Annotated in this window: 23 protein-coding genes and 1 pseudogene; 15 read left to right on the plus strand and 9 right to left on the minus strand. The window is 60.8% G+C overall.

The features are described 5' to 3' along the window. Positions 1–89: 89 nt before the first annotated feature. The 7 genes and pseudogenes from A9K68_RS32595 to A9K68_RS30390 form a co-directional block, all read left to right on the plus strand. A pseudogene (locus A9K68_RS32595) lies at positions 90–577 on the plus strand (Tn3 family transposase); the annotation flags it as partial. 431 nt (positions 578–1,008) lie between these two features. Beyond that, positions 1,009–1,386 carry a hypothetical protein gene (locus tag A9K68_RS30365; protein ID WP_141246656.1) on the plus strand — a complete coding sequence of 126 codons (378 nt, stop codon included), beginning with the start codon at positions 1,009–1,011 and terminating at the stop codon, positions 1,384–1,386. Positions 1,387–1,427: 41 nt separating this feature from the next. Further along, positions 1,428–2,948: a radical SAM family RiPP maturation amino acid epimerase gene (locus A9K68_RS30370; RefSeq protein ID WP_141246655.1), complete on the plus strand. Its 1,521-nt coding sequence runs from the start codon at positions 1,428–1,430 to the stop codon at positions 2,946–2,948. Further along, on the plus strand, positions 2,945–3,103 hold the full coding sequence (locus tag A9K68_RS30375; RefSeq protein WP_156768225.1) for a hypothetical protein: 159 nt from the start codon (positions 2,945–2,947) through the stop codon (positions 3,101–3,103). The genes A9K68_RS30370 and A9K68_RS30375 overlap by 4 nt, the downstream gene beginning before the upstream one ends. A gap of 749 nt (positions 3,104–3,852) precedes the next feature. Then, entirely contained in the window at positions 3,853–4,992 is a 1,140-nt protein-coding gene (locus tag A9K68_RS30380) for a nucleotide disphospho-sugar-binding domain-containing protein (protein WP_245430212.1), read from the plus strand. A gap of 404 nt (positions 4,993–5,396) precedes the next feature. Continuing rightward, positions 5,397–6,260 (plus strand): alpha/beta hydrolase, encoded by an 864-nt coding sequence (locus A9K68_RS30385; RefSeq protein ID WP_245430211.1) that lies wholly within the window; start codon positions 5,397–5,399, stop codon positions 6,258–6,260. Between the two features lie 112 nt (positions 6,261–6,372). Next, positions 6,373–7,083 (plus strand): plasmid pRiA4b ORF-3 family protein, encoded by a 711-nt coding sequence (locus A9K68_RS30390; RefSeq protein WP_246811267.1) that lies wholly within the window; start codon positions 6,373–6,375, stop codon positions 7,081–7,083. Here A9K68_RS30390 and A9K68_RS30395 read toward each other — a convergent pair. After that, entirely contained in the window at positions 7,064–7,312 is a 249-nt protein-coding gene (locus tag A9K68_RS30395; protein WP_065008802.1) for a tyrosine-type recombinase/integrase, read from the minus strand. The two genes, A9K68_RS30390 and A9K68_RS30395, sit on opposite strands and share 20 nt — an antisense overlap. Before the next feature lie 212 nt (positions 7,313–7,524). On the opposite strand from A9K68_RS30395, the gene A9K68_RS30400 reads away from it, so the two are divergent. Beyond that, complete coding sequence (locus A9K68_RS30400; RefSeq protein WP_095780379.1) at positions 7,525–8,925, plus strand: ISKra4 family transposase; 1,401 nt, start codon at positions 7,525–7,527, stop codon at positions 8,923–8,925. A gap of 96 nt (positions 8,926–9,021) precedes the next feature. On the opposite strand, the gene A9K68_RS31500 is transcribed toward A9K68_RS30400, so the two are convergent. Continuing rightward, positions 9,022–9,159: a hypothetical protein gene (locus A9K68_RS31500; protein ID WP_203546873.1), complete on the minus strand. Its 138-nt coding sequence runs from the start codon at positions 9,157–9,159 to the stop codon at positions 9,022–9,024. An 884-nt stretch (positions 9,160–10,043) separates the two neighbouring features. Here A9K68_RS31500 and aepX point away from each other — a divergent pair. From aepX to A9K68_RS30440, 7 genes are all read left to right on the plus strand, one after another. Then, the gene (aepX, locus tag A9K68_RS30410; protein WP_245430200.1) at positions 10,044–11,063 is read left to right on the plus strand and encodes a phosphoenolpyruvate mutase; all 1,020 of its coding nucleotides are present in this window, start codon (positions 10,044–10,046) and stop codon (positions 11,061–11,063) included. Positions 11,064–11,187: 124 nt separating this feature from the next. Continuing rightward, positions 11,188–12,375: an aminotransferase class I/II-fold pyridoxal phosphate-dependent enzyme gene (locus tag A9K68_RS30415; RefSeq protein WP_065011708.1), complete on the plus strand. Its 1,188-nt coding sequence runs from the start codon at positions 11,188–11,190 to the stop codon at positions 12,373–12,375. A 14-nt stretch (positions 12,376–12,389) separates the two neighbouring features. Continuing rightward, positions 12,390–13,214 (plus strand): phosphocholine cytidylyltransferase family protein, encoded by an 825-nt coding sequence (locus A9K68_RS30420; RefSeq protein WP_065011722.1) that lies wholly within the window; start codon positions 12,390–12,392, stop codon positions 13,212–13,214. Continuing rightward, positions 13,211–13,819: a CDP-alcohol phosphatidyltransferase family protein gene (locus A9K68_RS30425; protein ID WP_065011709.1), complete on the plus strand. Its 609-nt coding sequence runs from the start codon at positions 13,211–13,213 to the stop codon at positions 13,817–13,819. The genes A9K68_RS30420 and A9K68_RS30425 overlap by 4 nt, the downstream gene beginning before the upstream one ends. Next, the gene (locus A9K68_RS30430) at positions 13,819–14,952 is read left to right on the plus strand and encodes a PLP-dependent aminotransferase family protein (RefSeq protein WP_023802961.1); all 1,134 of its coding nucleotides are present in this window, start codon (positions 13,819–13,821) and stop codon (positions 14,950–14,952) included. The genes A9K68_RS30425 and A9K68_RS30430 overlap by 1 nt, the downstream gene beginning before the upstream one ends. 67 nt (positions 14,953–15,019) lie before the next feature. After that, entirely contained in the window at positions 15,020–15,802 is a 783-nt protein-coding gene (locus A9K68_RS30435) for a class I SAM-dependent methyltransferase (protein ID WP_163603099.1), read from the plus strand. 131 nt (positions 15,803–15,933) lie between these two features. After that, positions 15,934–16,659: a class I SAM-dependent methyltransferase gene (locus tag A9K68_RS30440; RefSeq protein ID WP_246811437.1), complete on the plus strand. Its 726-nt coding sequence runs from the start codon at positions 15,934–15,936 to the stop codon at positions 16,657–16,659. On the opposite strand, the gene A9K68_RS30445 is transcribed toward A9K68_RS30440, so the two are convergent. The 7 genes from A9K68_RS30445 to A9K68_RS30475 all read right to left on the minus strand — a co-directional run bounded on the left by A9K68_RS30445 (position 16,639) and on the right by A9K68_RS30475 (position 24,724). Continuing rightward, positions 16,639–17,763 (minus strand): hypothetical protein, encoded by a 1,125-nt coding sequence (locus tag A9K68_RS30445; protein WP_065011712.1) that lies wholly within the window; start codon positions 17,761–17,763, stop codon positions 16,639–16,641. The genes A9K68_RS30440 and A9K68_RS30445 overlap by 21 nt on opposite strands. Positions 17,764–17,871: 108 nt before the next feature. Then, on the minus strand, positions 17,872–19,122 hold the full coding sequence (locus A9K68_RS30450; protein WP_082982724.1) for an extracellular solute-binding protein: 1,251 nt from the start codon (positions 19,120–19,122) through the stop codon (positions 17,872–17,874). Between the two features lie 107 nt (positions 19,123–19,229). Then, on the minus strand, positions 19,230–19,982 hold the full coding sequence (locus tag A9K68_RS30455; protein WP_065011714.1) for an aldolase/citrate lyase family protein: 753 nt from the start codon (positions 19,980–19,982) through the stop codon (positions 19,230–19,232). 158 nt (positions 19,983–20,140) lie between these two features. After that, the gene (locus tag A9K68_RS30460; protein ID WP_065011715.1) at positions 20,141–20,977 is read right to left on the minus strand and encodes a carbohydrate ABC transporter permease; all 837 of its coding nucleotides are present in this window, start codon (positions 20,975–20,977) and stop codon (positions 20,141–20,143) included. Further along, positions 20,974–21,945: a sugar ABC transporter permease gene (locus A9K68_RS30465; protein WP_065011716.1), complete on the minus strand. Its 972-nt coding sequence runs from the start codon at positions 21,943–21,945 to the stop codon at positions 20,974–20,976. Before A9K68_RS30465 ends, A9K68_RS30460 begins: the two co-directional genes overlap by 4 nt. After that, the gene (locus A9K68_RS30470) at positions 21,942–23,117 is read right to left on the minus strand and encodes an ABC transporter ATP-binding protein (RefSeq protein ID WP_065011717.1); all 1,176 of its coding nucleotides are present in this window, start codon (positions 23,115–23,117) and stop codon (positions 21,942–21,944) included. Before A9K68_RS30470 ends, A9K68_RS30465 begins: the two co-directional genes overlap by 4 nt. Next, positions 23,117–24,724 (minus strand): alkaline phosphatase family protein, encoded by a 1,608-nt coding sequence (locus tag A9K68_RS30475; RefSeq protein ID WP_246811268.1) that lies wholly within the window; start codon positions 24,722–24,724, stop codon positions 23,117–23,119. The genes A9K68_RS30470 and A9K68_RS30475 overlap by 1 nt, the downstream gene beginning before the upstream one ends. Between the last annotated feature and the right edge of the window lie 8 nt (positions 24,725–24,732).

Genomic DNA, 24,732 nt, shown 5'->3' on the forward strand with positions numbered 1-24,732 from the left:
CTCTGTTCTGTGGCTTACGCCACATCATTTTGGCACATTGCGATGCCGTTAGGGGAGGACGGCAACCACCCCATCTGCCAAGCGACACGCGCTCGATGGTGTATCTGGATACGAAGAGCGCAACGGGTGAGGACCGTCAAGCGGCGCAACTTGCTCGATTCAAGCGGCAACAATATCCGACGATAGCGTCGAATTGCGAAAGCCATCGCGGCGTCTTTTCGGGAACGCAGGTTCCCTGCTTCCGGTGACCGAGACGGTCGAGCGAATAGGGCTCGCGGGCCGCTCGATTGCTCGTCGGCGGGCAGAGAGAGCGCTGATCGAAGAAATTTCGGTCGATACGCTTCAATCATTGGATAAGCTCTTGGAGGCTGACCCGGCCATCGGGCAGACGCGCTTTCATTGGCTGCGATCGACGCCGGAAGCGCCGGGTGCATCCAATCTGGTCGGACTGACCGAACGGATTGCATTCCTGCGGACGCTTGAGATCGATCCGAAATTGCAGGCGCATATATCATCCGGACGGTGGGACCAGATGATCCGTGAGGGGAACGCCATGCCGGCCTGGCTTGCCAATGACTGACGGGAAGCCGGACCTTGTCCCGCTCGATCTGGGCCCGCCCGGCATATGAGCGGGCACGATCTGCTGCGCAAATGACGGGCCGATGGGCTGGAGAGGGCTCGCTACGTCGCCCACCGGGTCACCGGCGGCGGCCGCCCCCGGCACTGATAGAATGTGGCGTGCGGCTTTCCCGCACCAAATATAGCTGGCCACAATGGTGTGGGAAATCCACCCGCCCGGATCTTTTAAGGCGAAGCCGAATGGCTGAGCTACTCGGCCACGATCCAAAAAATCCAAAAAAAAGGTCGGTAAGTTGACAAGGTGCGGTCAGATAGCGCGCAAAATCAGAGATTTGAGATTGGTATGAAGCTTGCTGGTACATCAGCCGATCGCTTGTGAGAGCGAGATGGCTGGATAGCTCGGACACTTAGCAGAGGCGGGAATTAGCTATGGCGCGAACTGACGTAGAGCGATTCATCAACGAGTTGGGAAAAAAAGGCAGTCCGCTTGAAAACCTCAAACGGCGTGCTGGAGGGCTTGCGTCGATTGTGGAATTTGCAAAGGACCTCGACTACAACATCACACTCGACCAGGTTAAACGTTTTATCCGATCGAACAGCCGAGAAAAACCAAATAGCAAGAAGCTTCGCGCGACTGCGGGTCGCAAGGATGGTTCGAGTGTTTCGACCTTGACCAGCCTTGTACACACCAATGCGTTGGCTAATTGCGCTCCTTGTACATCCATGAGCCCTGTTAAAGTCGGTGGAAAAACTGCAGCCGTCGCGGTCGTTATCGTCGTTGTGATAGTTGTAGCGGTCGCGAGCTAGCTCTGATCGCATTCGCTCGAAGGAGCCGGTCTGAAGAGAACATGATCGCAAAGCTTGTCAGCGAGAAGATAATGCCATCAGTCGGACAAGGGGCCGCTGCAACGGCTCATCTCTACCCTCGGAGCGAACGCTGGCGGCAGATTTTTGATCGGCGCACGCCAAAGGAACGGCGCAGTTTGTCACATATCAAGCGCTTCATGGAGCGGCTGGCCGGTGACGGGAATTTCCGTACGGCGCTTTCCGAGAACCTCGACAACCCTCGGATAGTGACCGCGTGCTACGGCATCGAAGTTGACCCAATGGAGATCCTGCCGCTCTGGTGCGGTGACTACCTGAAGTATCGCTTCAAGCCGGAGTCTGCCCCGTGGCCGCTGGCTATGATGTGGGATGAGTATACGCGGGAGATGTTGCGCCATCGCGACCTCATGCGCGGCCAAGGCGAAATGTCGACTATCAATCCTCGCTTTCATGCCTGGCGCGAGCGCCAAATCCGGCGTTGTAACGACGAAATGGGCCATTTGGCGCCCTCGATCGCGCACTCCGTCATCGCTTTCGAGCTGAGCGAAGGCTGCACCGTCGGTTGCTGGTTCTGTGGCCTCTCGGCGGGTACCTTCAAAGGTTACTATGAATACACTGAGGAGCATGCAGAGGTTTGGCGCGGCGTGCTCCGTGTGGCGAGCGAAATGTTTGGTTCGGCAGTCCGCACTGGCTTCTGTTACTGGGCCACAGACCCGATCGACAACCCGGAGTACGACCGTTTTCTGTTCGACTACCATCAAATCACGGGCGAATTGCCACAAACGACGACGGCGGCCCCGCTCAAGGATCGGGCACTCACCAACCGCGTGCTCGAACTGTTCGAACGCTACGGTCGCGTGACCAATCGTTTCTCCGTGCTAAGCACGGACCATCTTAATCAGATACACGCGGCGTTTTCGCCCGAGGACCTGATGGGGGTCGAACTCATCCTGCAGGGCAAGGACGGGCCGACCGCAAAGGCTTTCACCGGGCGCGCACGAGCGCGGAAGGAGAAACTCAGGGCAGCCGGCAAAGCTGCCGCAATCGCCGTGCCGGAGGGCTGTCCCACGACAATCGCCTGTGTTTCTGGCTTTCTCGTGAACATGCGGCAGGGACGTTTACAACTGGTGACGCCGGTACCGGGTAGCGAACGCTGGCCTCTCGGGTACCGAATCGTGGCTCAACGTTTCTTCAGCACGCCCGACGAGTTCCGGGAGGGTCTCGATAGCATCATCGACGAGAATATGCTCGAAAGCCCGCCGCCCAACCGGCCAATTCGCTTCCGCGGAGACCTGCAATACGAGGCAGGGGACCACTGCTTCCATCTCCGCTCACGCAACATTGAGCATCGAGTGCTCGACGGGGTGGTTCCGCTTCCCATTGGCCATCTAATCGCGAGCGGGAACTGTACAGCCTCGGAGCTGATTATGGGGGTCACGGACGGAGCGAGCGTCCTTGCAGTCGCCGACCTGCTCGATCAGCTATACGCGGCTGGGGTGATCGAAGAGGACCTCGACGACATTTCGCTTGGCAGAACGGGATGACGGGCGCGGGCCGCGGGCTTTTTTGTCCGCAACGCCACTGCCCTGCGTCCCACTCGGGTGAAGCGGGCTATCGCGGCCGGCTCGGCGGCGGCTGGGATGCGAGCGCCTCCTCACCCAAGGACCTGCGGCAAAAATCGAAAGAAAACCTGCTCTGATGCGATCTTCACTCTTCTCGCCGCTATCCGCTCGCCGAGGCCGCCGGCGTTCTGATCGGACCATCCGCTGTCGCTGAGGCTCTCGCCGGTTCACCGCAATTGTCTCAAAATGGCGGACCCGCGACACGCTGTGGGGTTTGTCAGGTCCGCGACACAGGCTTCGTGGGCCGATCTGTTGTTTGCGGCAGGCCAAAAGAGCTGAACAGCAAGCATTAACTTTGTCGCCGGCTCGATCCGTCAGATTGGAACGAGATTTGCACCCTTTGAGGGTGAGACGACGGCAGCAGCCGACCGGCTCTCCTGTCGCAGGCCCCGCGACTGACACAACCAAGGAAGGAGCCCAGCATCCGCCGGGTGGTGGTCGGACGGCGGCGACCTCCCCCTGTTCGCCATGGATAGCCGCACCTCATAGACGTTCTCGATCGTAAGCAGCACCGGTTGCCAATGAGCATGTTGGCGGCTTGCTGGCTCCCTATGGATGCGCTCCCGCAGCTGCAAAAGCTGGTCTGGGGGGCGAGAGCTACGCTTTGAAAACCGGAGTCGACCCGTCCTCGTCATGAGGTCACCGTCGTCGGTGAAGGTTTCGTTGGTGGTCGCCTGATTTCGAACGAATTCGGTTCCATTCACAATTAAGGTGAGGTGTTGTTGTGTATAGCTTCCTGCTTGCGTCCTGGGGGACGTCGGGTAATCTGAGTCCGTTGCTGACTGCGGCCCGAAGACTGCAACGGCGCGGCCATAGCGTCCGCGTCATGGCTGATCCAGTGATGCAGAGTGAAGTGGCTTCGGCGGACTGCGAATGCGTGTTCTGGCGGCGTGCCCCGATAGGCATCGACGCGGACCCGACTAACTTTTCGGACATCCGTGACTGGTTTCAAAAGGCGGTGTTCGGCCCCGCGCCAGCCTATGCGGCCGATATCCGGGATGAGATCGGCCGCATCCCGACGGATGCTGTCATTGCCATCGATCTATTGTTCGGTGCCGTATTGGGCGCCGAAGCTGCGGGCGTGCCTATCGCAATGTTGGCACCCCATGTTAGCCTTCGCCCTCTCCCAGGGACTCCGCCGGTCACCAGCGGGTTCGTGAAGCCGCAAACGCCAAAAGAGCGGATCGAGGCCGCTGCGGCGAGCGAAGGCTGGGCGTGCTTTTTGAACCAGTTCCTTCCACTTTTAAACGAGGCGCGCGCCGGCCTCGGCCTCTGCGGCTTAGACAAGACGGTGGATTTGTTCCAGTGTGCTGATCGGTACTTGCTCGCGATCAGCCAGACCTTCGACTTTTCAGCCGACTCTCTGCCCGATAACGTTCGTTATGTCGGGCCGCTGCTCGATCAACCGAATTGGTCGAAGGGCTGGGCGGCTCCCTGGCCTATGGACTCCGGTCGACCTCGTGTGCTTGTCGCCTGCAGCACCGGGGCTCAGGGTCAAGACCAATTGGTTCAGCGGATCATCAGCGCACTGGGTACTCTGGACGTGGACGCAGTAGCGACCATCGGCCCCCATCTTGACTCGAGAAAACTGGAGGCCCCCAGGAACGTGCATCTGCTGCACGGTGCACCGCATGACCTAGTGATGAAGGAAGTCTGCCTCGTCGTGACGCAGGGCGGCCACGGCACCGTCAGCCGCGCGTTGATAAACGGTCTGCCGCAATTGGTGCTCCCGAACGGGCGCGACCAAGGGGATAATGCCGCACGAGTTGTGTCGAAGGGAGCTGGTCTACGCCTACCGTCGAGTGCTCCTGAGGCCGAGATCGCCGACGCCGTCAGTCGGCTAGTTCAGGAACCGTGTTACCGGGATGCGGCCCGACGCTTGGGCGATGCCATGAAACATGAAATCGCGGCCTCCGCTCTCGTTGACGAATTGGAGGCTATGGTGGCAAATAGGCGCGTTGTCTGATCGCCGCTTTGACACTGGCGGTCCGATCCTGCTCAGACATTTAGATCCTTCAAGTTCACCTTCGGCCGCGTCGGCATCTTACCGCTGGCTTTACGCATCCACGTCATTCCGCCGATGCTTCTGCACCGGGCCAAGTCGACATTCCCCGGCTTGGTGCCTCTTACAGACCATCGTGTTTCAGCATCAGTCGGTTCCTATTTTGCCGAGGATCAGGACCGATTGATAGCGGCCTTCCGCTTTCGATCGGGCCGTCTGCTTTCAGGAATTGTCAATCCGGCTGCGCCGGCCGGGAAAGGATCGGCGAACGCATCGCTTCCGCGATCTGACTGCGTTCGGGTCCATTCTCCGCTCTGGGCACAATCATCTACCCTTTAGAAGGCCAACACAGAGAAAAGGAGCCGCACTTGAAGAACGCAGCCCGATCGGGTCCCATTCTGATGAAACGCGCCGGGGTATGCCTCGCACACTTCGAAGCAAGACCGGCTTCACCCCTGAGTCCACCGCTGATCTTAATTCACGGTTGGACAGGCGATCACAGGATATTCACGCCGCAGATCGAATATTTTGCTCACAGTCGGCACGTTGTAGCGGTCAACCTTCGCGGTCACGGGGAGAGCGACGGACCGAAGCAGGAGTACACGATCGAGGGTTTTGCCGATGACGTAGCATGGCAATGCGCCGAGCTGAAGCTGGAGAAACCGCTGATCATCGGCCACAGCATGGGTGGATCGGTCGCACTTGATCTGTGCGGGCGCCATCCGGACCAGGTCTCAGGTCTGGTGATGATCGATTCCATTGTCACGCCAGGATCGGCGTTGCGCGAAAGCGCCGACGTCGGTCGTTTACTGGATGAAATTTCCGGTCCAAACTATCGGGCCGTTTTGCGGAAAAATGCGTTGTCCATGGCCGTCGACTACGACGATATTGCCAGGCGCGAGAGCATCCACAACATCTACATCCAGCCCTCGTGCGAGAAGACACCGCAGCATGTGGCCTATTCGGCAATGCGTAACTACATTCTCTACTATGACGCGTCTCCCGCCGCATCGCGTTGCAAAGTCCCTATGGCTTACATATCGGCGGATGTGCCGTTAGTGAACGCTACCCGGGATCTCGACTGGCTAAAGGCTCGTTGTTCGCAGCTCATCCTGGCCAAGACGCTGTTAGCTGGCCATTTCAACACCATCGAAGTGGCTGACCAGGTGAATGCAATGCTCGACCGCTTCCTAGCAGTCGGCCTCCGACGCCGCGCCACTACGCGTATGTAATACATGTGCTCAGGGCGCTGCATACACGTCAGTGGGGAGCATGAGGATTTGTGGGGCGGGTTGGAACGAAGTATGTCGTCACCGTTGAATTATTTCGACGGGGCCGGCGGATGTGAAGAGGGCAAAACGGGCAGCGACGAAAACTGCCGGAGAGGCGGCAGCCTCGGAGGATGAGATTTCCATCCTGCAATTCCGCATCTGGCTGAAGGATGTGAACCCGATGATGTGGCGTAGGGTTCAGGTTCTCTCGACGATGACGCTACGCGAGTTTCATGGCGTCCTTCAGGTCGCGATGGGATGGGAAGGCATACACCTTTACCAGTTCGTCATTCACACGGTGCGGTACGGCTCGTGGGAGGCGGGTGCCCGCTCTCCGGCTATCCCACTTGGCAATTTGCAACTGCGTAAGGGCAGCCGGTTCCTGTACGAGTACGACCTCAACATCCCTTGGGAGCACGAGGTCCGGCTAGAGGAGCGCCGGCCTGTCAAACCCGGCGCTCACTATCCGGCGTGTACGGGCGGTGACGGCAACTGCCCGCCCGAGGATTGTGGGGGACCGGAAGCCTGGATGTGGCAGAGGGACCAAGCGCTCGGGCCTGACCTCGATGAGGATCTCGCCACAGCATTGGAATTCATCACGGAAATCGGCGACACCCGGTCCCTTGCGGTCCTTGATGATCCGGACCGCGCCGGGGAATTGCAGGAATTGCTTTTTCGGATCAGAGGCCGAGCTACCCTGCTAGGCCAGTCGTTCGAGCGGCGGAGAGTGAATGATCGCCTGCGGCAGAGCGAACATCTGATCCTCATGCACCAGCAGATGTGACGGGCCAGAGGGCGGCATCACCACCGGCGAGTGTGCCGGCACCCCACTCACGGCTCTGAAAGAGCGGGCCCGCGCGGCGGGTGCCGATATGAAGCCTGAGCATCTGCGCCAGTTCCCGACGGATCGGAATTTCCGGGCGTTTCGATCCCTTGCCGCGCACGGCGATGACGACGCGCTCGGCAAGGCTGACATTCTCGACGCGCAGGCGCGTGAACTCGGAGTCCCGCAACCCGGTTCGAGCAGCGTCTGGAGCACAGCCCGGTCGTTCCGCCGGCGTTTGCTGCCCGCTTTGTCGAGGTCATGTCGGTTTGCCGGACGATTTTCGGATTGCTAACTGATGGTCTCTATCAGCGTTTCCGGCAGGCCGCAGAGGAAAAACGGGCGTCACGGGCCCAATCTCCACTCCGGTCATTCTGGAAAACTCCGATGCGGGAAGACGACATGCGGGCGCGGCTGATATTGCAGATGATAGACGACGATGGCGAAACCATCGCGACCGAGACGGTCGCCGATCTGGTGAAGGTGACGAAAGGGGCCGAGGATCTCGGTCTGTCGTTGTCGGAGGCGAAAAGCCTTCTTGCGAAATTACAGCAGGCGATGGTGGAGACGCAGGTGGAACTTTGGCTGAGCGAAAACCGCGAGCTGGATGGGCGTCGCCTGCGCAGCAAGGGAAGCTATCCCGTCACCTTCCATACCCTGTTCGGCGACGTGCGCCTGAAAAGCCCGCGCTATTTCCTGCCACGGACGGACGGCACGAACAGCCCTACAACTGTCTCCCCGTTGCGGACATTGATCCCAGACCACATCGCGCCCGAACGCCTCTATCTGGAAACCCGGTGGGCCTCACTCGTGCCCTATGCGGCCGCGGCCGAGTTGCTGGCCGACGTGCTGCCGATCGATTGCGGCGCCAACGCCACAACGGTCCGGCAGCATGCGCTGCGCACCGCTCGCCGCATGGAGCGGGAGTTGACGGAAGAGCGGGTATCCTTCATGCAGGATGCCTGCCCGCGCGACTGGATGAACCTGCCTATCCCCGATGGCCGCATCGTCATCGGCCTGGATGGCGGCTACATCCGCGACCGCAACGACCGGAAGAAGAATTTCGAGCTGATCGTAGGCCGCTCGCTGCCTGAAGACGGCGCTCCGCGCTACATCGGTTTCGTCCATGGCTATGATCGCAAGCCGCAACGGCGCATTCTCGACCATCTTAAGAAGCAGGGCGTCCAGGCCAATCAGGATATCACCTTCATCACCGACGGTGGGGAAGAAGTCCGCTCGCTCGCCGAAATGATCGCACCGGCAAGCGAGCATGTTCTCGACTGGTTCCATATCACCATGCGCATCACGGTCCTTCGCCAGTTCGCGCAAGGGCTCGAAAACCACGACGAGCAGGCCGGACAGGACCTGCTTGAAACCCTGCGCAGGATCAAATGGCATCTCTGGCATGGTAACGTCTATCGTGCCCGTGACGAGATCGCCGGGCTGCAATTCGACGCGGAAGGTCTCGAAACAGGCTATCCGAACATGCGCAAGCTCCTGACCGCCATCGGCGAGTTCCAGGCCTACATCGCCTCCAACAGTGCCAGCCTGATCAATTATGGCGAGCGCTACCGGTCCGGAGAACGCATCTCCTCGGCCTTCGTCGAGGCCACCGTCAACGCCGTCATCTCCAAGCGGTTCGCCAAGAAACAGCAGATGCAGTGGAGCAGGATCGGCGCACATCTTCTGCTGCAAACCCGCACGCAGACCCTCGATGGCTCTCTGCGCTCGACCTTCCGGCAATGGTATCCCGGCATGGCGAACGACAATCACGAGAACGGCGAAATGGTCCGCGCCGCTTGACTGCCCCACAAATCCTCATGCTCCCCTTGTTGCTGGTGGTCTTGGCCATTTCAAAGGTCGACTCAAAAGCCTTTTGAGTCGTTTCGGCGCCCGAACTCAATTTGGAAATGCCTCCTTCGACCGCTCAAGGCCCTGCTCGGCGACAGCGCGGACTTGCTCGACAGGCTTGGACGGGTCGAAGGCAGGGGAGCCGGCGTTTTCGATCGTTTCGGTATTTCCGGTGATCTTGGACATTTTTTCGATCCTTTTCCACGGGCGACAGCTAAACAAAGCCGCTATCCTCTATGTACGGACTAGTCGCAACGGATTTATGAAGCTGACATGAATTTACGTGACCAGACTTTGCCTGGTGCTGCGCGAAATTGGATCAGCAATAGCATGACCAAAGAGCCGGGGGACTCCTTGACGCCACGCGGCTCCGGATGTCCGCAATGCATGCAGCCACGGTCTGCTTCGAGTCCTGGGGGTGAATTCGACCGAGGACGAGCGAAGATATCGATCGTCCAATTGGGGAAATTTATCAGCCCGTGAAGCGCTGGTCCGACCTGAAACCGGGCGACGTCGTCGTGACAACCTGCCGGCGCATAACGTGGCGGGCGTGCACGAGGAGGTCGGACAGGCTAGGGGCCTCTCGACTTTTCCAAGATCAAGGCACTCCTGTGCGCCAAGGCCGAGCGAACCACCAAGGCGCGGCTCGGTCCTCGACCATTCACTCCTGTCGAGTGCGCAAAACTACCTCAAGGCTGCAAGATATGAACCGGATTGGACACGACGCGCCCTGGCATGGCCAAAGACATCACGAATAGGGGGCGACCTGCCAATCTCGCACCGCGAAAAAGCTTGTCCACTGTCGCGATCCCGACGGAATTGTATCGTGGCTAACAAACGGAAACAGCCGGGCAAAGCCAACCCATTGCAATAACGCCGGCTTTTTAGCTGGCATGGCCCTTGCTGCTTGAGCTGTAACGTGCGCTCCGGCACAGAGCCGCTTCCAGCGGATCTCACGACCATTGCGCATATGTAGGCCAAAGGACTTTTCGATAGCGAGGTCAGGTGACGATGAGTAATCGTCCCGTTCACCGAGTTCATTGGACCTGAGTTATGGAGGAGGTCATACAATGAGCAAGGCGATTTCGTTCGGGGCGGAAGTCTTGCCGGTGACGGCGTCATCGACGACCCTTCGCGAGCTCGTTTTTTCCAACGACCTCACATTTTTAATGGAAGCGCATGATGGGCTTTCGGCAGCGATTGCCGAGCGTGTCGGCTTTCGCGGGCTATGGGCCTCTGGTCTTTCCATCGCCTCGGCGCTCGGCTATCGCGACGCCAACGAAGCGAGTTGGACCCAAGTCGTCGACGTCGTCGAGCGCATAGTCGATGCGACGGACATCCCTGTTCTTGTCGATGGTGACAGCGGCTTCGGAAATTTCAACAATGCTCGCTTGGTCGCGCGGAAGCTTGAGCAACGCGGGGCCAGCGGCATGTGCCTTGAAGACAAGGGCTTTCCGAAGTTGAACTCCTTTGTCGGGGATCGGCATCCGCTTGCTGACATCGACGAATTCTGCGGCCGGCTCAAAGCAGTGAAAGACACGACGGGACCGGATTTCGTCGTCGTCGCGCGGATCGAGGCGCTGATCGCGGGTCACGGTCTCGATGAGGCGCTGGTTCGGGCCGAGGCTTATGCAGGAGCCGGCCCCGACGCAATCCTCATACACTCCGGCAAGGCCGTCGCAGACGAGATCCTGACCTTCGCCAAGGAATGGAACAACAAGCTGCCGATCATCATCGTCCCCACCAAATACTACAAAACGCCGGCTTGGGTTTTTCGTGATGCCGGCATTTCGACCGTCATCTGGGCTAACCATTCGATGCGGGCGGCGATCGCTGGCATGCGCGATATCTGCGGCCGCATCTGGTCGGAAGAAAGCATCGCCGGGATAGAAGACCAGGTTGCCGGCCTCGATGAGCTGTTCAGCCTGATCGGCTACGACGAACTGGCTCAGGCGGAACAACAGTATCTGCCGAAGCGGACAGCGGAGCGACGTCCGAGCGACTCGGACCAATTAAGCAATCGACAATTAGCTCAGGAGGACGTCACGTGTGCGACCGCATCATTCAGGAAGAGAGCATTGCCGTATTGAAGGTGAAGTCGCGACGCTCGACGAGCTGTTCGAACTGATGAACTACGGCTAGCTCTCGGCGGCAGAAGAGAAATGGCCAGGGACAGCCGCGGTAAGCGGTTTTGCCTAAAAGCTGGAGACGCGCATGTTAGCGTCACGGACAAACTTGTTCAAATCGTCGGGCACAGCAGCCGTCCGCGCCGCGGCGAAGGCTGCCGCCGATGCCGGGATGGAGATTGTGGATCTCACGGCCGGCGAAATCTGGAGCGATCTGGCACCAACGATCCGGGACGGAGCGATCGAGGCCATTCAACAAGGTCTGAACCGCTACACCGACACGATCGGCTTGATGGAGTTGCGCGAGGCGCTGGCACGGAAGATCTCTCTCGAAACCAGCCAGGTCTGGCAGGCCGACGAGATCGCGGTGACGACCGGCGCCAAGCAGGCGCTGTTCAACACGGCCATGGTACTGGTCAACCCAGGCGACGAAGTCATCGTCCCGGTCCCCTACTGGACCACCTTCCCAGCCCAGCTGCTGATCGCCGGCGGCATACCCGTCTTTGTCGACACCCGCGATAGCGCCTATGTGCCGCGGCCCAGCGACATCGAGCGCGTGATCACGCCGCGGACGCGCGCGATCGTCGTGAACACGCCGAACAATCCCACCGGATCCGTCTATGACCGTGAGACACTCCAGGCTCTCGCGGAGCTGGCCATCGCGAAGGATCTGTGGCTGATCTTCGATGAGTGCTATGGCGCATTCGCGCATGATCCACACATCCATCATCCGATCGTCTCGCTGGTGCCGGAGGTGAGGCCGCGCACTATCATCATCAACGCCTTCTCGAAGACTCTTGCCCTGACGGGATGGCGGATCGGCTATCTGGCGGCGCCCAAGGAACTGGTCAGTGCGGTGAAGGCGCTGCAGTCGCACACGACGTCGAATCCCAACGTCATCGCGCAGCACGCGGTGCTGAGCCACCTCGAGCGCAATGACGGAACATACGAAGCGCAGCTGCGGTCCCAACTGACCGCGGCGCGGCGACGCGGCCTCGACATCCTGTCGAGCCTGGCGTCGGTGCCGGCCCCGGCGGCGCAGGGCGGGTTCTACTTCTACCTCGATCTCTCCAATCAGGTCGCGGGCGACAATCCCGTCCACAATGCCATGATCGCCGATCGCTTCGCCCACCGGCTTCTCGCCGAGCATGGCGTCGCCGCGGTCTCCGGCAGCGCCTTTGGCGACCCCTTCGGCGTCCGCCTCTCCTACGGCGTGCCGCCCGACCAGCTCGCGATCGGCCTGGACCGCCTCGTCCAGATGCTGGTGATCGCATGATGCCGGAGACCGTGATGCCAAAGCCCAACATTCCGCAGCAGGCCGTCATCCTCGCCGCCGGCTATGGATCGCGACTCCGGCCCTTTACTGACTACCGGCCCAAGCCGCTGGTCGAGGTGAACGGCGTCGCGATCCTGCACAACGCGCTCGCCCATCTCGATGCGCTCGGCGTCCGCGAGGTGACGATCGTGGTCGGCTATCGCAAGGACGCGATCGAATATGCCTGTGGCAGCCAGTTCGGCGGGCTGCAAATCCGCTATGTCGAGTCGACCGTCTTCGCGACGACCGGGAGCGCTTGGTCGCTCTGGCTGGCGCGCGAGGCCTTGCTCGCGGGCGACCTCTTCCTTTTGGAGGGCGACGTCTTTTTCGAGCGTGCCGCGCTCGAACGGCTCGCGTGGCATCCAGCACCGGACGTCGCCGCGGTCGCGCCCTTCACCGAATTGATGGCGGGGTCCGCTGTGGTGATCGACGAGGGCGGCGCGATCCACGAGGTGCGGATGAAGCAGACCGCTGCCGATCTGCGCCGGCCCGGCCCGCCCTTGTTCAAGACCATGAACCTTTTGCGGTTCTCAGCTCAAACGCTGCGAGACAAGATCGTCCCCGCTCTCGATGCCTATGCCGACGCCGGGCACGCCAACGTCTATACCGAGCAGATGCTCGCGCAGCTGATCGCCGACGCCGGCCTCGCCTTGGCCGCCGCGCGCTGCGACGATCTGCGCTGGTACGAGATCGATACCGCCGACGACCTTCGCATCGCGGAGGGTATGTTCTCCAAGCCGGCACTGCGGTCTGCGTCGGCCGGACACATTGAGGTTCATCAGGTGAAGGCTTTCCTATGATCCGGCACCTTCTCGATCCGGCTAATGCCATAACAGCGGGCGGCATCGTGCTCTCGATGATCGCGATCGGGCAAAACATCCTCGGCGTGCCTGAACTCGGTGCCGCCATCGCGCTCTGGGCGCTGCTGGCCGACCATTTGGATGGCATCGTCGCGAAGCGAACGAAAGGACGGCAGGCAGAAACGGCCGAGATCGGAAAAAATCTCGACTCGCTGGCGGACCTTGTCAGCGCGGGCATCTTTCCAGCGATCACTATCCTCGGCATCGCCCAAGCGACCCCGACTACCATCGCCACCGCGTCGCTCCTCGTACTCTCCAGCGCCCTACGGCTGGCTTATTTCAATGTGAACGGGTCGCCCGGCGGCAGGTCGACGGGCTTGCCCACCACCTATGCCGTGCCGGTGACGGCAATTGTCCTCCTGTGCCGGCCATTCATCCCGGACACCTATTTCTCGACCGTGCTCGCCGCGTCGCTGCTGGCGGTCGCATGTCTGCAGGTCGCGCCGCTTCAAGTACCGAAGACGGCGGGGATAGGATATCTCCTCGTATCGCTCTTCTGCCTAGCTACTTCCCTGGCGCTGCTGGCTCGGGTGGGTATGGCGTGATGGCCAACGCGCGCTCCTCTGCGAGTGTCATCGACTTGACGACTGCGCTACCGGCAAACGCCTCGGCGCTTGACGACGCCTTGGCGGATGCGCTCCGCAGACTTGCGGCGACCGATGGGTGCGGCGAACTCATTCGCCGGAATCGCATTCGCGGCTTCGATCGGGACGCGCAGCTTGGCGCGAGATGGCTCTCGACCCGGCTCGGACGCGACCTTGATCCGGCCCAGATCGTCCTAACGAATGGCACGCAGAGCGCGCTCAGCCTACTCTTCTCAGCCCTTGTGCCGAGCGGCGCCGCGCTCGTCACCGAATCGCTAACCTATGCCGTGCTGCGCCAAATCGGCAACCGAGCAGGGCTCAGGTTACGGGGCGTGGCCCTGGATGAAGAGGGGATGATTCCTGAAGCGTTGGAAGAAGCCTTCGCGGATTTACCCGGCCCGCGGATCCTGTTCTGCAATCCCACCGTCCACAATCCGACCACGGCCGTCATGGGCATCGGCCGGCGGCAATCCATCGTGGACGTCTGCCGCAGACATGGCGTGGCGATCATCGAAGACGATGTCCTTGGATTTCTCCACCGCGATGCGCCGCCGCCGATCGCAGCGATCGCACCCGACATCACCTGGTACTGCATGAGCGTGTCCAAATGCCTCGCGATGGGGTTGCGAATGGCCTATCTCGTGGCACCTTCGGCGCTAAGCGCCGCCCGCGTGACGGAACCGGTCCGAAGACTATCCTCCTGGTTCCCCAACTCGCTGTCGGCGCTCATCGTCGCGCAGTGGATCGAGAGCGAAGCCGCAACCGGAATTGCCATGGCGATGGCAGCAGAGATCGCGAAGCGACATCAACTCGCGGCCGAGGTGCTCGCGGACATAGCTTATGTCACCAAAGACGGCGCCCTCCACATCTGGATGCCATTGCCTGCGGAGCTGCCGAGGCAAGCGTTTGCCACGGCGCTTGAACAGCGCGCAGTCCTCATCCGGCCGGCCGACCTGTTCTCGGTTGACGATGCCGATATCCCGAATGCCGTCCGCATTTCCCTGACAGGACCCGACACGGGTGCCGAGCTGAAGACAGGCTTGTCGATCGTTTCCAAGACCTTCCTTGGCTGGTCACGAGGATCGGCGCGATGAAGCCGACGATCATGCGCTTTCGCGCTTGCGCCAAGCAAAGACCGCTGGACTTCGAGGAGGAGACGCCGTGACAGCGACCGCCGTTGATTGGGGCAACTTCAGCGCCACGCCCCAGGACTATGCGCAACGCCCCGCGCATGCACCAACGTTGCTCCACACGCTTAAGCTGGAGATTGCCGACAAAGGATTCGCCGATTTCGTCGTCGACCTATGCGCCGGAACCGGCAATCTGACCGCGACCCTCGCTTCGCTTGGTCTTGGCGGCTACGCGATCGAGCCGGAGGCCGAGATGCGGCGGGAAGCGCGTCGCCTGAACCGCGATGGCGCATTTCAATGGCGCGACGGATATGCCGAGGCCACGGGCTTGCCGGACAACACCGCAAGCTGGATCCTGATCGGCAACGCTCTCCAGTTCGTCGATGCAATAAAAGCGCTCGGGGAATGCAGTCGGATTCTCAAGCCGGGCGGGTTTCTCACCGTCCTCTGGAATCCTCGCGACATCCGGTCGGATGCCTTTCAGCGCGAGATAGACCAGTTGATACGAGAAGCATGCCCAGCGGTCCGCCATACCTTCACCGACACCGAAGCGGCGATCCGGCCCGTCGAGCAGTCCGGGCACTTTCGGCCCTATCTCTACTGTGAACGGACGGATTGGCACGAGATGTCCGTCGAAACCTTTATGGCGACATGGCGAGGCGCACATTACGTGCCCAGCCAGATCGGGCCGCAGGCATGGCGCGATCTTCTTCAGACCATCGCCGCGCGCGCTTCGACACGAGACGTCCTGCGGACAGGCTGGCGGACCCGGGCCTGGACGTTCCGCGCGACCCCGCCGGACGATGGAAATTGAATTCGCTCCCCGGCTGTTGACAAGGAGACCCCTCGATGACGCAGCATCAGTCAGTGGCACCCGCACCCGACGACCTGTTCGAAGGCGCAGCCTATTATTTTGCCCGATATCAGGCCGATTATCCGGCGACGATGTTCGAATTCCTGGCCGGCAATTATCTTGTCGACCCGTCCGCCGACGACCTGTTGGACCTCGGATGCGGGACCGGCCAGTTCGCTGTCCCGCTCTCGAAATTCGCACGACACGTCGTCGCGGTGGATCCAGACAGCGGCATGATCGCGGAAGCCCGCCGGCTCGCGGAGGCAAACGACGCCGCCAACAACATATCATTTCTGTCGGGTCGTTCCGAGGAGCTTCTGCCCGAGCTCGGTAGCTTTTCGTTAGTTACCATCGCCGGGGCGTTCCATTGGATGGATCGGGAAACGGTGCTCGCGAAGCTGAGCGCGAAAGTCTCCGACCAAGGCGCTATCGCGATCATCTCGCGCGTCCGGACGAATTGCGAGCCGCGTGACTGGTTCTCGGAGCAGCTCCGCTACATCGAAGATTTCTGGGGCGGCCATTTCCCCGCAGGCAAGGACGGCATCAGGCCGACATTGGCGGAGTCGAACGAATCTATTCTTCGGCGCTCCGCTTTCCGCAATGTCGAGCGGCAGAATTTCAGCTACGAGCATCGCTGGGATATCGACTCGCTCATGGGATATATCCTTTCCACGTCCAAAGCTTGCCCGGGCGTTCTCGGCGATCGACGCAGCGAATTCGAATTGGGAATGCGTTCGCATTTGCTCGCGATGTCGCCGGCGGGCAGCTTCATCGAGCGCGGAAATGCGGAGGTGCTGTTAGCACGGCGGCGGGGATGAGGATGCTCCGCCCAAGGCTTGGAGACGCGATCGAATTGCGTCCAATGCCGCCGAGAGGCGGGATATATGGGCAGCGGTTTGCATGGCGCCTTCGCGACCTATGAAGAAGAAATGGCCGCCTTCGACCGAACAGGACAGCGTGGTCTCCATCGCGAACTTCACATCCAGGATGCTGTTCCATACGTTGTCGCTGCCGATGCTGGCACCGGCTCGCGCCAGAGCTTCGTAAACGGAATAGAGCTTCTGGCTGTTCAAGAAGGCCCAAGTCGCCTGATCGGTCACCGCGTGCCGCGCGTCCAAGGGAGACGTCGGTATGATGGCCCCGGTGATCGGATAGCCCGAGAAATCGAACGACCCCAGATCAGTGATGGTTTCCACGAGACTATTTCCGGAAAGACCACTGCCCTGCTCCGGTTCGCCCCGCAGCAGGATCGGCGTGTTTGTCGTGTAGGCCCCAAAATAGTCCGCCGCGGCAATGAGGTCATATTCCCTGCCGCCGTTCCTCCAATGAATGTCGTTCAGGTATAGTTCGTGCTGCGGCTGCGCGTCGCCGAGCCGCCCGTCGGTCTTCCAGAGGCCGTCCTCGGTGAAAGGCTGGCCCTGAGGCGGCGTGTCCGCGAACCGCGGCAGCGGCGGGGTCGCGGCCAGCGAGATGAAACCCCTGACAGCAAGACCATGGCTTTCAGCGGCGTGCGTGAACGCGCGGCTCGCGCGACCCGCCATGCTCCAGCCCATGAGAAGTACGTCGGGCGGCAGGCTGCGCTTGGCGATTATATCGGCAGTGATGGTCGCGGCGGCCGCAGCCCACATCGTCGTCGTCAGCGCCACGTCGGGCCGCGGGAAGACAGGGTGGTCCGATGGATAGGAGAGCGCGAGCAAGCCGAACCCGCGTTCCTCAAGCCAATGATCGAGAAAGTCCGTCGAGCGGGCGCCATCATGGCCGTAATAGACCCGCGCGAGATGGCCCCCGCCAGGCAGGCCGACAATTAGCGGCAACGACGCCGCGCCCTCGCGAAAATAGGCGAGCGCGGAAACACCTTCGCCCTCGACAATGAATTCAGACGCTCGCAGGCCGGACTTCGCGGCCGCCGATATCGAAGGCATCGGACATAAAATCTCCAGTGGGACGCCCATTGCTGGGATGGGTCGAGCCGGCGCGATCTCCCACGCCGGCTCGACCAGATGCTGCGCTAGTTCGGCGCACGAGCAGGGTTACTCGCCCACCATGCCCGGGATCTTGTTCTGCAGATCGGCGACCGCATCGGCCGGCGACTGACGAAGCGTCACCACTTGGCGTGCCGAGTCCAGGAACAACTGGTCGATACGCGCCGCACCCGTGCCGTTGAATGCGTACCAGGGGGCAGCATAGGCGATCGAGTCAAGCGCCGCCGACATGGCCGGGCGGTCCTTATAATATTGGCCGAGCAGGTCGGCCGTTTCCACCGCCACATTGTTCGCCGGCACATAGCCCGTGCTCTTGCCGACAATGACTTGCGCCTTCGGGCTCGAGACAAAGCGCATGAAGCGCCACGCGGCCTTCGCGCGATCGTCATCGCGGGCGTGGAGAAGGACTGCGATGCCCGCCGTCGGAATCTTGCCGCTGTCGTTCGCGAACGGGAAGCGGATCGTCCCGATCTCGAAATGCCCCTGCGCCGCGCGCTGGAAGCTCTCCAGGCTGCTGCTGGAGTCGACGAGGATCGCGATCTTTCCGCCGGAGAATGCCTGACGCGCCTGCTCGTCCGTCATGTCGACCTTTGCTTGACCGGCTTCGCCAAACTGGCGGAACAGATCAAAGGCGTGGCGACCGGCGTCGTTGGCGAACGCGACCTCCGTCCCGGCGGCATTGCCGACTTCCGCGCCCTGGCTCAGGATAAAGCCCTGCCCGACGAACGAATTGTAGCGCGTGTAAGCACCGAGCACGTCCGGATGCTGTTGCTGGATCGACTTGGCGACGCCCAAGATGCCATCCCAGGTGCCGGGAAGCGTGCCGTCGCCGTTCTGCGCCTCGGCAACCAGCTCCTTGTTGTAGAAGACGACCGGGAAGGAAAAGGCGACGCTCAGGCCCAGGACCTTGCCGTTGATCGTGGTTGCCTGAGTGACGGACGGCGAGAAATCGGTGCTCCAGCTCGTATCGCTTTTGATGAAGTCGCCGACCGGCGCGACATAGCCCTGATCGTCAAGCAGCTTCAGATAGTTGAAGCTCTGAAACGAGATATCGGGAAGCTGGCCGACAAGCCCCTTCCGAAGCACGCTTTGGATCGCGTCGGTCTGATCGCGCTGCGTGAGATCGAGATTGATCTTCACATCCGGGTTCTCGACTTCGAAAGCCTTGACCAGGTTCTGGAACATCTCGGCGAAGATGGACGGGGTCGCGTCCACCTGGAGCGTGATAGGCGCGGCTGAAGCAGCGCCGGACATAAGGGCAAAGCCCAATATTGCTGTGGTTGCGAGGCGAGAAAACATCGCTCTACCTTTCGAGAGGCTTGGAGTTGATCTGATATCGACTGGGTGGGCCAGCTATCAGCCGGATCTAGCGACGGCCCCGGTCGCGTCGATCCGGCCGAACCGCGTCATTTGCTCGCGCGCCGAGCGCTCTCGATGCGACGATGGAAGTCGCTGGCGCCATGGGCGAGCATATGATTTGCATGATCGTAGAACAGGCGAACGCCCTTGCCCATGAACTCGGCCACGTCGTCATGGTTGACCAAGGTCCCGCACGCCCGACGGCTGCCTACGATGGTGTTGATCGCGCCATTTACGGCGTCGGCGACGGCCTTCGGCTTATCACCCTTTTGCCAGCGGTAGGTGATGGGGGTTTCGCCGATTGTCAGCGCCAGATCGCCGGGCGCGACGAGATAGGCGTCGACACCATCGACTGCCATGATCTCTTCCAGATTCCGCACGGCTTCGATCGTTTCGATCATCAGGATCAGCACGCGGTCCTGATGATCGAACGGGGCGGAGAAACGGAACCGATCGACAATGGCTTTCGCAACGGTCGCGTCGGACACAAGTGGGATCATCAGACCATCAACGCCGCATTCCAGATATTTGGTCACCATCCACGGTGACGGGTCTTCCGGGCGCAGGATCGAAACGATGCCGGACAGGTTGGCGGCACGCGCCATTTCCTCAGCCCGCTCCGGGCCGATCGCGCCATGTTCGCAGTCGATCAGCACAGCATCGAAGCCGCATTCGGCCAGCTTCTCGACCAGGCCGGGCGACGAATGGCTAGAATGGACCATCGTCGCTACGTCGCCGGTCCGCAGTTTGTCCTTAAGGGCACGGGAATAGGAGAGATTTCGCTTGAAGAATGATGCCATGATTGAACTCCTTATGGTTTTTGAACATCGGCAGGCATGAAGGATCGAGCGGACCCCGAGGACGGACGCCCGATAAGAAACGGATGGTGCTGCTGGTGGCGTTATCGCCCGCTAATGATGCGAGTTCTTCGCCCGGTCACTGTCGGCAAGACGGCCCTTTATTTGATGGCACCTCTTGTAATGCTTTCGATGAACAGGCGCTGCGAGGATAGAAACGCGACGATCAGCGGCAGGATGACGATGGTTGCAGCAGCCATCAGCGGTCCATAGTCGACCCCCACGTCCTGATTCTTGAAAGCGATGATCCCGACAGGCGGTGGCAGCAGGCTGTCGTCATTCACTGCGATGAGCGGCCAGAAGAGACTGTTCCAATGTCCGACCACCGAGAAGATGCTGAACGCAACGACCGCCGGCATCGTCATCGGCACCATGATCTTCCAGATGATCGCGAACTCCGACAGGCCGTCCAATCGCGCGGCGTGGACGACGTCGTCCGGGATCGCTCTGAAGAACTGGCGGAACAGGAAGATGCCGAACGGCGAGACGATATAGGGAAGAACGAGGGCGGCGTAGCTGTTCAGGATGCCCACCTTCGATGCGAAGATGAAAAGCGGCAGCGCCAGCACCTCATGGGGCAGGAGGAGCGCAATCAGCACGAGGGCAAAGATCAGCTCGCGGCCGGGGAAGCGCATCTTCGCGAGGACGTAGGCCATCGGCGTGCACACCAGGATCTGAAGGGTCAGGATTGCTGTGCAGACGATGACGCCGTTCAACATGTAACGCAGCAGTGGCACGCGGGTCAGCGCCTGCGTATAGTTTTTGACCCCATAGAATTGGGTTGGCAGGAACGAGAAATGGTCCCCGAACATCTCGCCGGGCGGCTTGATCGACAGGCTGACCATCCAGATAAACGGCAAGAGAATGATCGCGCTAGTCATCAACAAGACGGCATGGCGCAGGAAAAGGGCTGGGCGCATCGGCACGTGAATGCTCATTGGTAATGAACCCTCTTGTCCATGACGCGCGCCTGGAGCAGCGTCAGCGCAACGACGATGATGAGGAACACGACCGCGACGGAAGCCCCATAGCCCGTCCGTAAATAGACAAAGCTCTCGCGATAGAGGGTGAACAGCAGCATCTCCGAGGCGTGGCCGGGACCGCCCTGGGTGAGGACCTCGACCGTGTCGAACGTCTCGAACGCCCGCAGCGCCACCACGATGAAGATGAACATCGAGACAGGGCCAAGCATCGGCAGCGTCACCGTCCGCAGGCGATCGAGCCAGAGATCAGCGCCGTCGATGTCGGCCGCGTCGTAGAGGTCCTGAGGGATCGCTTTCAGCCCCGCGAGAAATAGCACCATCGCGAAACCAAGGTTTTGCCAAATGCCAATGACAGCCAGCACCGGCAGGACAGTGTTCTCGTCGCGCAGCCAGTTCGACGTCGGCAGCCCGAGCGACGCGAGCGACTGATTGACGAGGCCGATCGTCGGATGAAGCAGCGCCTCCCACGCAATCGCCATTGCCGCAAGCGTCGCCATATAAGGCACGAAGTGGATCGCCCGATAGAATGCGCGGAGACTCTTTCCGCTCTCGATAAGCAGCGCGATCCCCAGACCGAACATGATCGTCCCGGGCACCACGGTCGCCACATAAACGAGCGTGTTGATCAGGGATGCTCGAAAGCCGTCATCGGCGAAGACCTGCTCGAAATTGTCGACTCCGACAAAGGATAAGGTCCGCGCGCCAAAATGCCAGTTGGTGAGTGCGACCGCGAAAACCGCAAGCACCGGCAAGAAGAACAACGCGACCAGCAGGACCAGTGCGGGCGCGGCCAGCATATAGGACGTGAACGTCTCCGATAGCGCGCGCCGACGCAGCGCCCGAGCATTGTGCTCTGACGGGGCGCGGGTCGATATCAGCAGGTGCTGACTCCACGTGCTGGTGAAACTTGCGCTGCTGCTCATGAAACAATCTCGCGGACCGCTCCGGCCGAGACCGAGCTGTTCGAACACTGGCGAAGGCGCTTACCATCCGCCGCGAAGAGCAGTGCCCGCTTTGGATCGAAGCGGACGGACAATGAGTGCGCGCCGGCAATGGCTGGCGCTCGGCTCGCATCGAGACGCGCTACAAGCGGTTCTCGCTGCCCGCCAATATCCAGATGGACGAACAGGTCCGAGCCCATATGCTCGACGAGGCGCACCGTTCCCGAGAGTGAAAAGCTATCACCCGGCGTTGCCAGATCGAACATTTCCGGCCGGATGCCTATCGTGACGACCGCGCCGACGGGGAGTCCTTCGCCGATTGGCACGGCGATCGTCGCCACCGCGACCCTGCCGTCCTCGCGCACCACGCCTTCCAGCATGTTGATCTTGGGCAGCCCGATGAACTCCGCGACACGGCGATCGTCAGGATCGGCATAGATGTCATGCGGCGGCGCGACCTGCAGCAGTTCACCGTCTAACATCACCGCGACACGGTCTGAAAGCGTCATCGCTTCCGCTTGGTCATGGGTCACATAGACGAAGGTCGTGCCCAGCCGGTTATGCAGTTCCTTGATCTCGGCGCGCATCTGGACGCGCAGCTTGGCGTCGAGATTAGAGAGCGGTTCATCCATCAGGAAGACCGCCGGATCGCGGACCATCGCGCGGCCGACCGCGACACGCTGGCGCTGGCCACCCGAAAGCTGGCCGGGCTTCCTCGCAAGCAGATGACCGATACCGAGCGCCTTGGCGGTGCGGGTGACGTCCCGCTCGATCTCCGCGACCCTCGCGGTCGTTCTCGGCATGAATCGACCCAGCAGCGGCAACCGCTGCCAAGCGGATAGCCGCCGCATGCGCAAGGGCAATGCCATGTTCTGCGCGACTGTCATGTGCGGGTAGAGGGCATAGGATTGGAACACCATCGCCACGTCACGCCGCTTCGGGCGCACCCCGTCGACCACGCGATCACCGATCGAAACCGACCCACCCGTCTGCACCTCGAGCCCGGCCAGGATCCGCAAAAGCGTCGACTTTCCGCAGCCCGATGGACCGAGCAGCGTCAGGAACTCGCCATCCGCGATCTCAAGCGAAATGTTGCTTAAGACGGATGTCGGCCCGAAGGTTTTTTTGATTGCGTTGATGGATATTCCGCTCATCACTCAGCAGCCTCCGCAATGTCGCTGGAGGCAGCCGAGCCGCCTTCCAGGTAAGTTGTCTGTTCCACACAAATGCGCCGGAGGATCTGCCGGTAACCATTGAGACCAGTTTCGAAGACCTCCGGCTCCAATCTGATGGCAGGCAGGTCAGCAGCGTTTTGCAGTACTTCCCTCAGCACCCTTCCCGTCATCGACACAGGTATCGGGACTCCCAGGAGATGAAGAACGGTGGGCGCGAAGTCGCAGATGCCCGATGGAATGTCTGAATTCTGTCCCCGATCCCGGAATGCCGCACCTGCCACAATGCCTACCGCGGCAAGCTCTTTCGGATGCAGTCCGCCATGCACGCCAAGGCCCGGACGCCGCGCATTATCGTACCAGGTTCTCCCCACCAGCCCGAACTCGTCGACGATGTCGTCGGCCCGGAACGAGAAATAGACGTCAGGCGCGCGCTCATGGTCGGCAAAGATCAGACTGCTGGCGAAACTGCCTGGGGCTATGCCCTCGACAGCGTTTCGAGGGGCGGTGAAGATCGGCCCGCACCAGGGCCGTTCGGTCAGGGCCTCAACGACACGACCTAGATTGTTTTCAGAGCGATCGGTCAGGTAAAGCGCGCCGACCTGCCCGGGAACGACCACCAGGTCCACGTCAGTATCTGGCGCCGGGCCTGGGTTGAAGCCATCAGCCTTTAGTTCTTCGATGACCGAGACGCGGCTATGTGCGGTGATATGGCCATGATCGGACGCGATGATGATCTGAACGCCTGCGGCCCTCCCCTCCGCTTCCCACCAGTCGAGCACGCGACCGAACTGTGCGTCGTAAAAGGAGATGATGTCGCGGGTGGCGGCTGCCGCGGTTCCATGGAAATGCGAAGTCGTGTCGGGCTCGCCATAGGAAATTATCGTTACATCCGGCTCCAGCTTCGGCCAGACGAAATCGAGAAAAGCGGACGTGATCCAGACTTGCCCATCGGTATCCGCCTCGCCTTGCGGCGGAGCGGGCGGCAGCGGACCGAGATGGGCCTCTGCCCGGTCAAGCAGGTCATTCGGTGAACAGGCTTCACGGAAATGTCCGGAAAACCGGAGATGACCGAAAGCTTCTGCCTGGTGGTTGAATAGCCGGGTCGTCCCAGGGGTATTGGTAGCAAGGACCGCCAGGCTCTTTCCGGCTTTGTGAAGGATCTCACCCAGTGTCGGCGCAGTCATCAGGCCGCCATTGCTTTCGCGGTTCAATCGCTCGATGAGGCGCGCATCGGCAGTGTCAACATAGAGCTGCGGTACAGCTTTTCGATCGATATACTTGTTGCCCACCATTCCGTGCTTGCCGGATGTCGCCCCTGTGACCAGGCTCGGAAATGCAACCCGCGTCTCGCTAGGATAGACCGTTCGACGGCGGGACAACGTCGTACCGCTTCTTCGTACCCGCTCTACGTTGGGGGTGAGTTCGGGACTGATCAGATCGGGGCGTAGCCCGTCAAAGCTTACAATAAGAATTTTCACGGGGATCGACCCTGCAGACACAACTTCATCGTTCGTTGCAGCGCGGCGTATCGGTCTGACGTAACAAATCTGTGACATATATTTAATAATACGATTCAGTACCGCCACTATTCGAT

The organism is Mesorhizobium sp. AA22, from assembly GCF_001672375.2.
Classification (GTDB): domain Bacteria; phylum Pseudomonadota; class Alphaproteobacteria; order Rhizobiales; family Rhizobiaceae; genus Mesorhizobium; species Mesorhizobium wenxiniae.

What these genes read in the sequence shown, in the direction of transcription:
- A9K68_RS30365 (WP_141246656.1), top strand. Translation starts at nt 1,009, where the DNA reads ATGGCGCGAACTGACGTAGAGCGATTCATCAACGAGTTGGGAAAAAAA.
- A9K68_RS30370 (WP_141246655.1), top strand. Translation starts at nt 1,428, where the DNA reads ATGATCGCAAAGCTTGTCAGCGAGAAGATAATGCCATCAGTCGGACAA.
- A9K68_RS30375 (WP_156768225.1), top strand. Translation starts at nt 2,945, where the DNA reads ATGACGGGCGCGGGCCGCGGGCTTTTTTGTCCGCAACGCCACTGCCCT.
- A9K68_RS30380 (WP_245430212.1), top strand. Translation starts at nt 3,853, where the DNA reads ATGGCTGATCCAGTGATGCAGAGTGAAGTGGCTTCGGCGGACTGCGAA.
- A9K68_RS30400 (WP_095780379.1), top strand. Translation starts at nt 7,525, where the DNA reads ATGCGGGCGCGGCTGATATTGCAGATGATAGACGACGATGGCGAAACC.
- A9K68_RS31500 (WP_203546873.1), bottom strand. Translation starts at nt 9,159, where the DNA reads ATGTCCAAGATCACCGGAAATACCGAAACGATCGAAAACGCCGGCTCC.
- aepX (WP_245430200.1), top strand. Translation starts at nt 10,044, where the DNA reads ATGAGCAAGGCGATTTCGTTCGGGGCGGAAGTCTTGCCGGTGACGGCG.
- A9K68_RS30415 (WP_065011708.1), top strand. Translation starts at nt 11,188, where the DNA reads ATGTTAGCGTCACGGACAAACTTGTTCAAATCGTCGGGCACAGCAGCC.
- A9K68_RS30420 (WP_065011722.1), top strand. Translation starts at nt 12,390, where the DNA reads ATGCCAAAGCCCAACATTCCGCAGCAGGCCGTCATCCTCGCCGCCGGC.
- A9K68_RS30425 (WP_065011709.1), top strand. Translation starts at nt 13,211, where the DNA reads ATGATCCGGCACCTTCTCGATCCGGCTAATGCCATAACAGCGGGCGGC.
- A9K68_RS30430 (WP_023802961.1), top strand. Translation starts at nt 13,819, where the DNA reads ATGGCCAACGCGCGCTCCTCTGCGAGTGTCATCGACTTGACGACTGCG.
- A9K68_RS30440 (WP_246811437.1), top strand. Translation starts at nt 15,934, where the DNA reads ATGTTCGAATTCCTGGCCGGCAATTATCTTGTCGACCCGTCCGCCGAC.
- A9K68_RS30445 (WP_065011712.1), bottom strand. Translation starts at nt 17,763, where the DNA reads ATGCCTTCGATATCGGCGGCCGCGAAGTCCGGCCTGCGAGCGTCTGAA.
- A9K68_RS30450 (WP_082982724.1), bottom strand. Translation starts at nt 19,122, where the DNA reads ATGTTTTCTCGCCTCGCAACCACAGCAATATTGGGCTTTGCCCTTATG.
- A9K68_RS30455 (WP_065011714.1), bottom strand. Translation starts at nt 19,982, where the DNA reads ATGGCATCATTCTTCAAGCGAAATCTCTCCTATTCCCGTGCCCTTAAG.
- A9K68_RS30460 (WP_065011715.1), bottom strand. Translation starts at nt 20,977, where the DNA reads ATGAGCATTCACGTGCCGATGCGCCCAGCCCTTTTCCTGCGCCATGCC.
- A9K68_RS30465 (WP_065011716.1), bottom strand. Translation starts at nt 21,945, where the DNA reads ATGAGCAGCAGCGCAAGTTTCACCAGCACGTGGAGTCAGCACCTGCTG.
- A9K68_RS30470 (WP_065011717.1), bottom strand. Translation starts at nt 23,117, where the DNA reads ATGAGCGGAATATCCATCAACGCAATCAAAAAAACCTTCGGGCCGACA.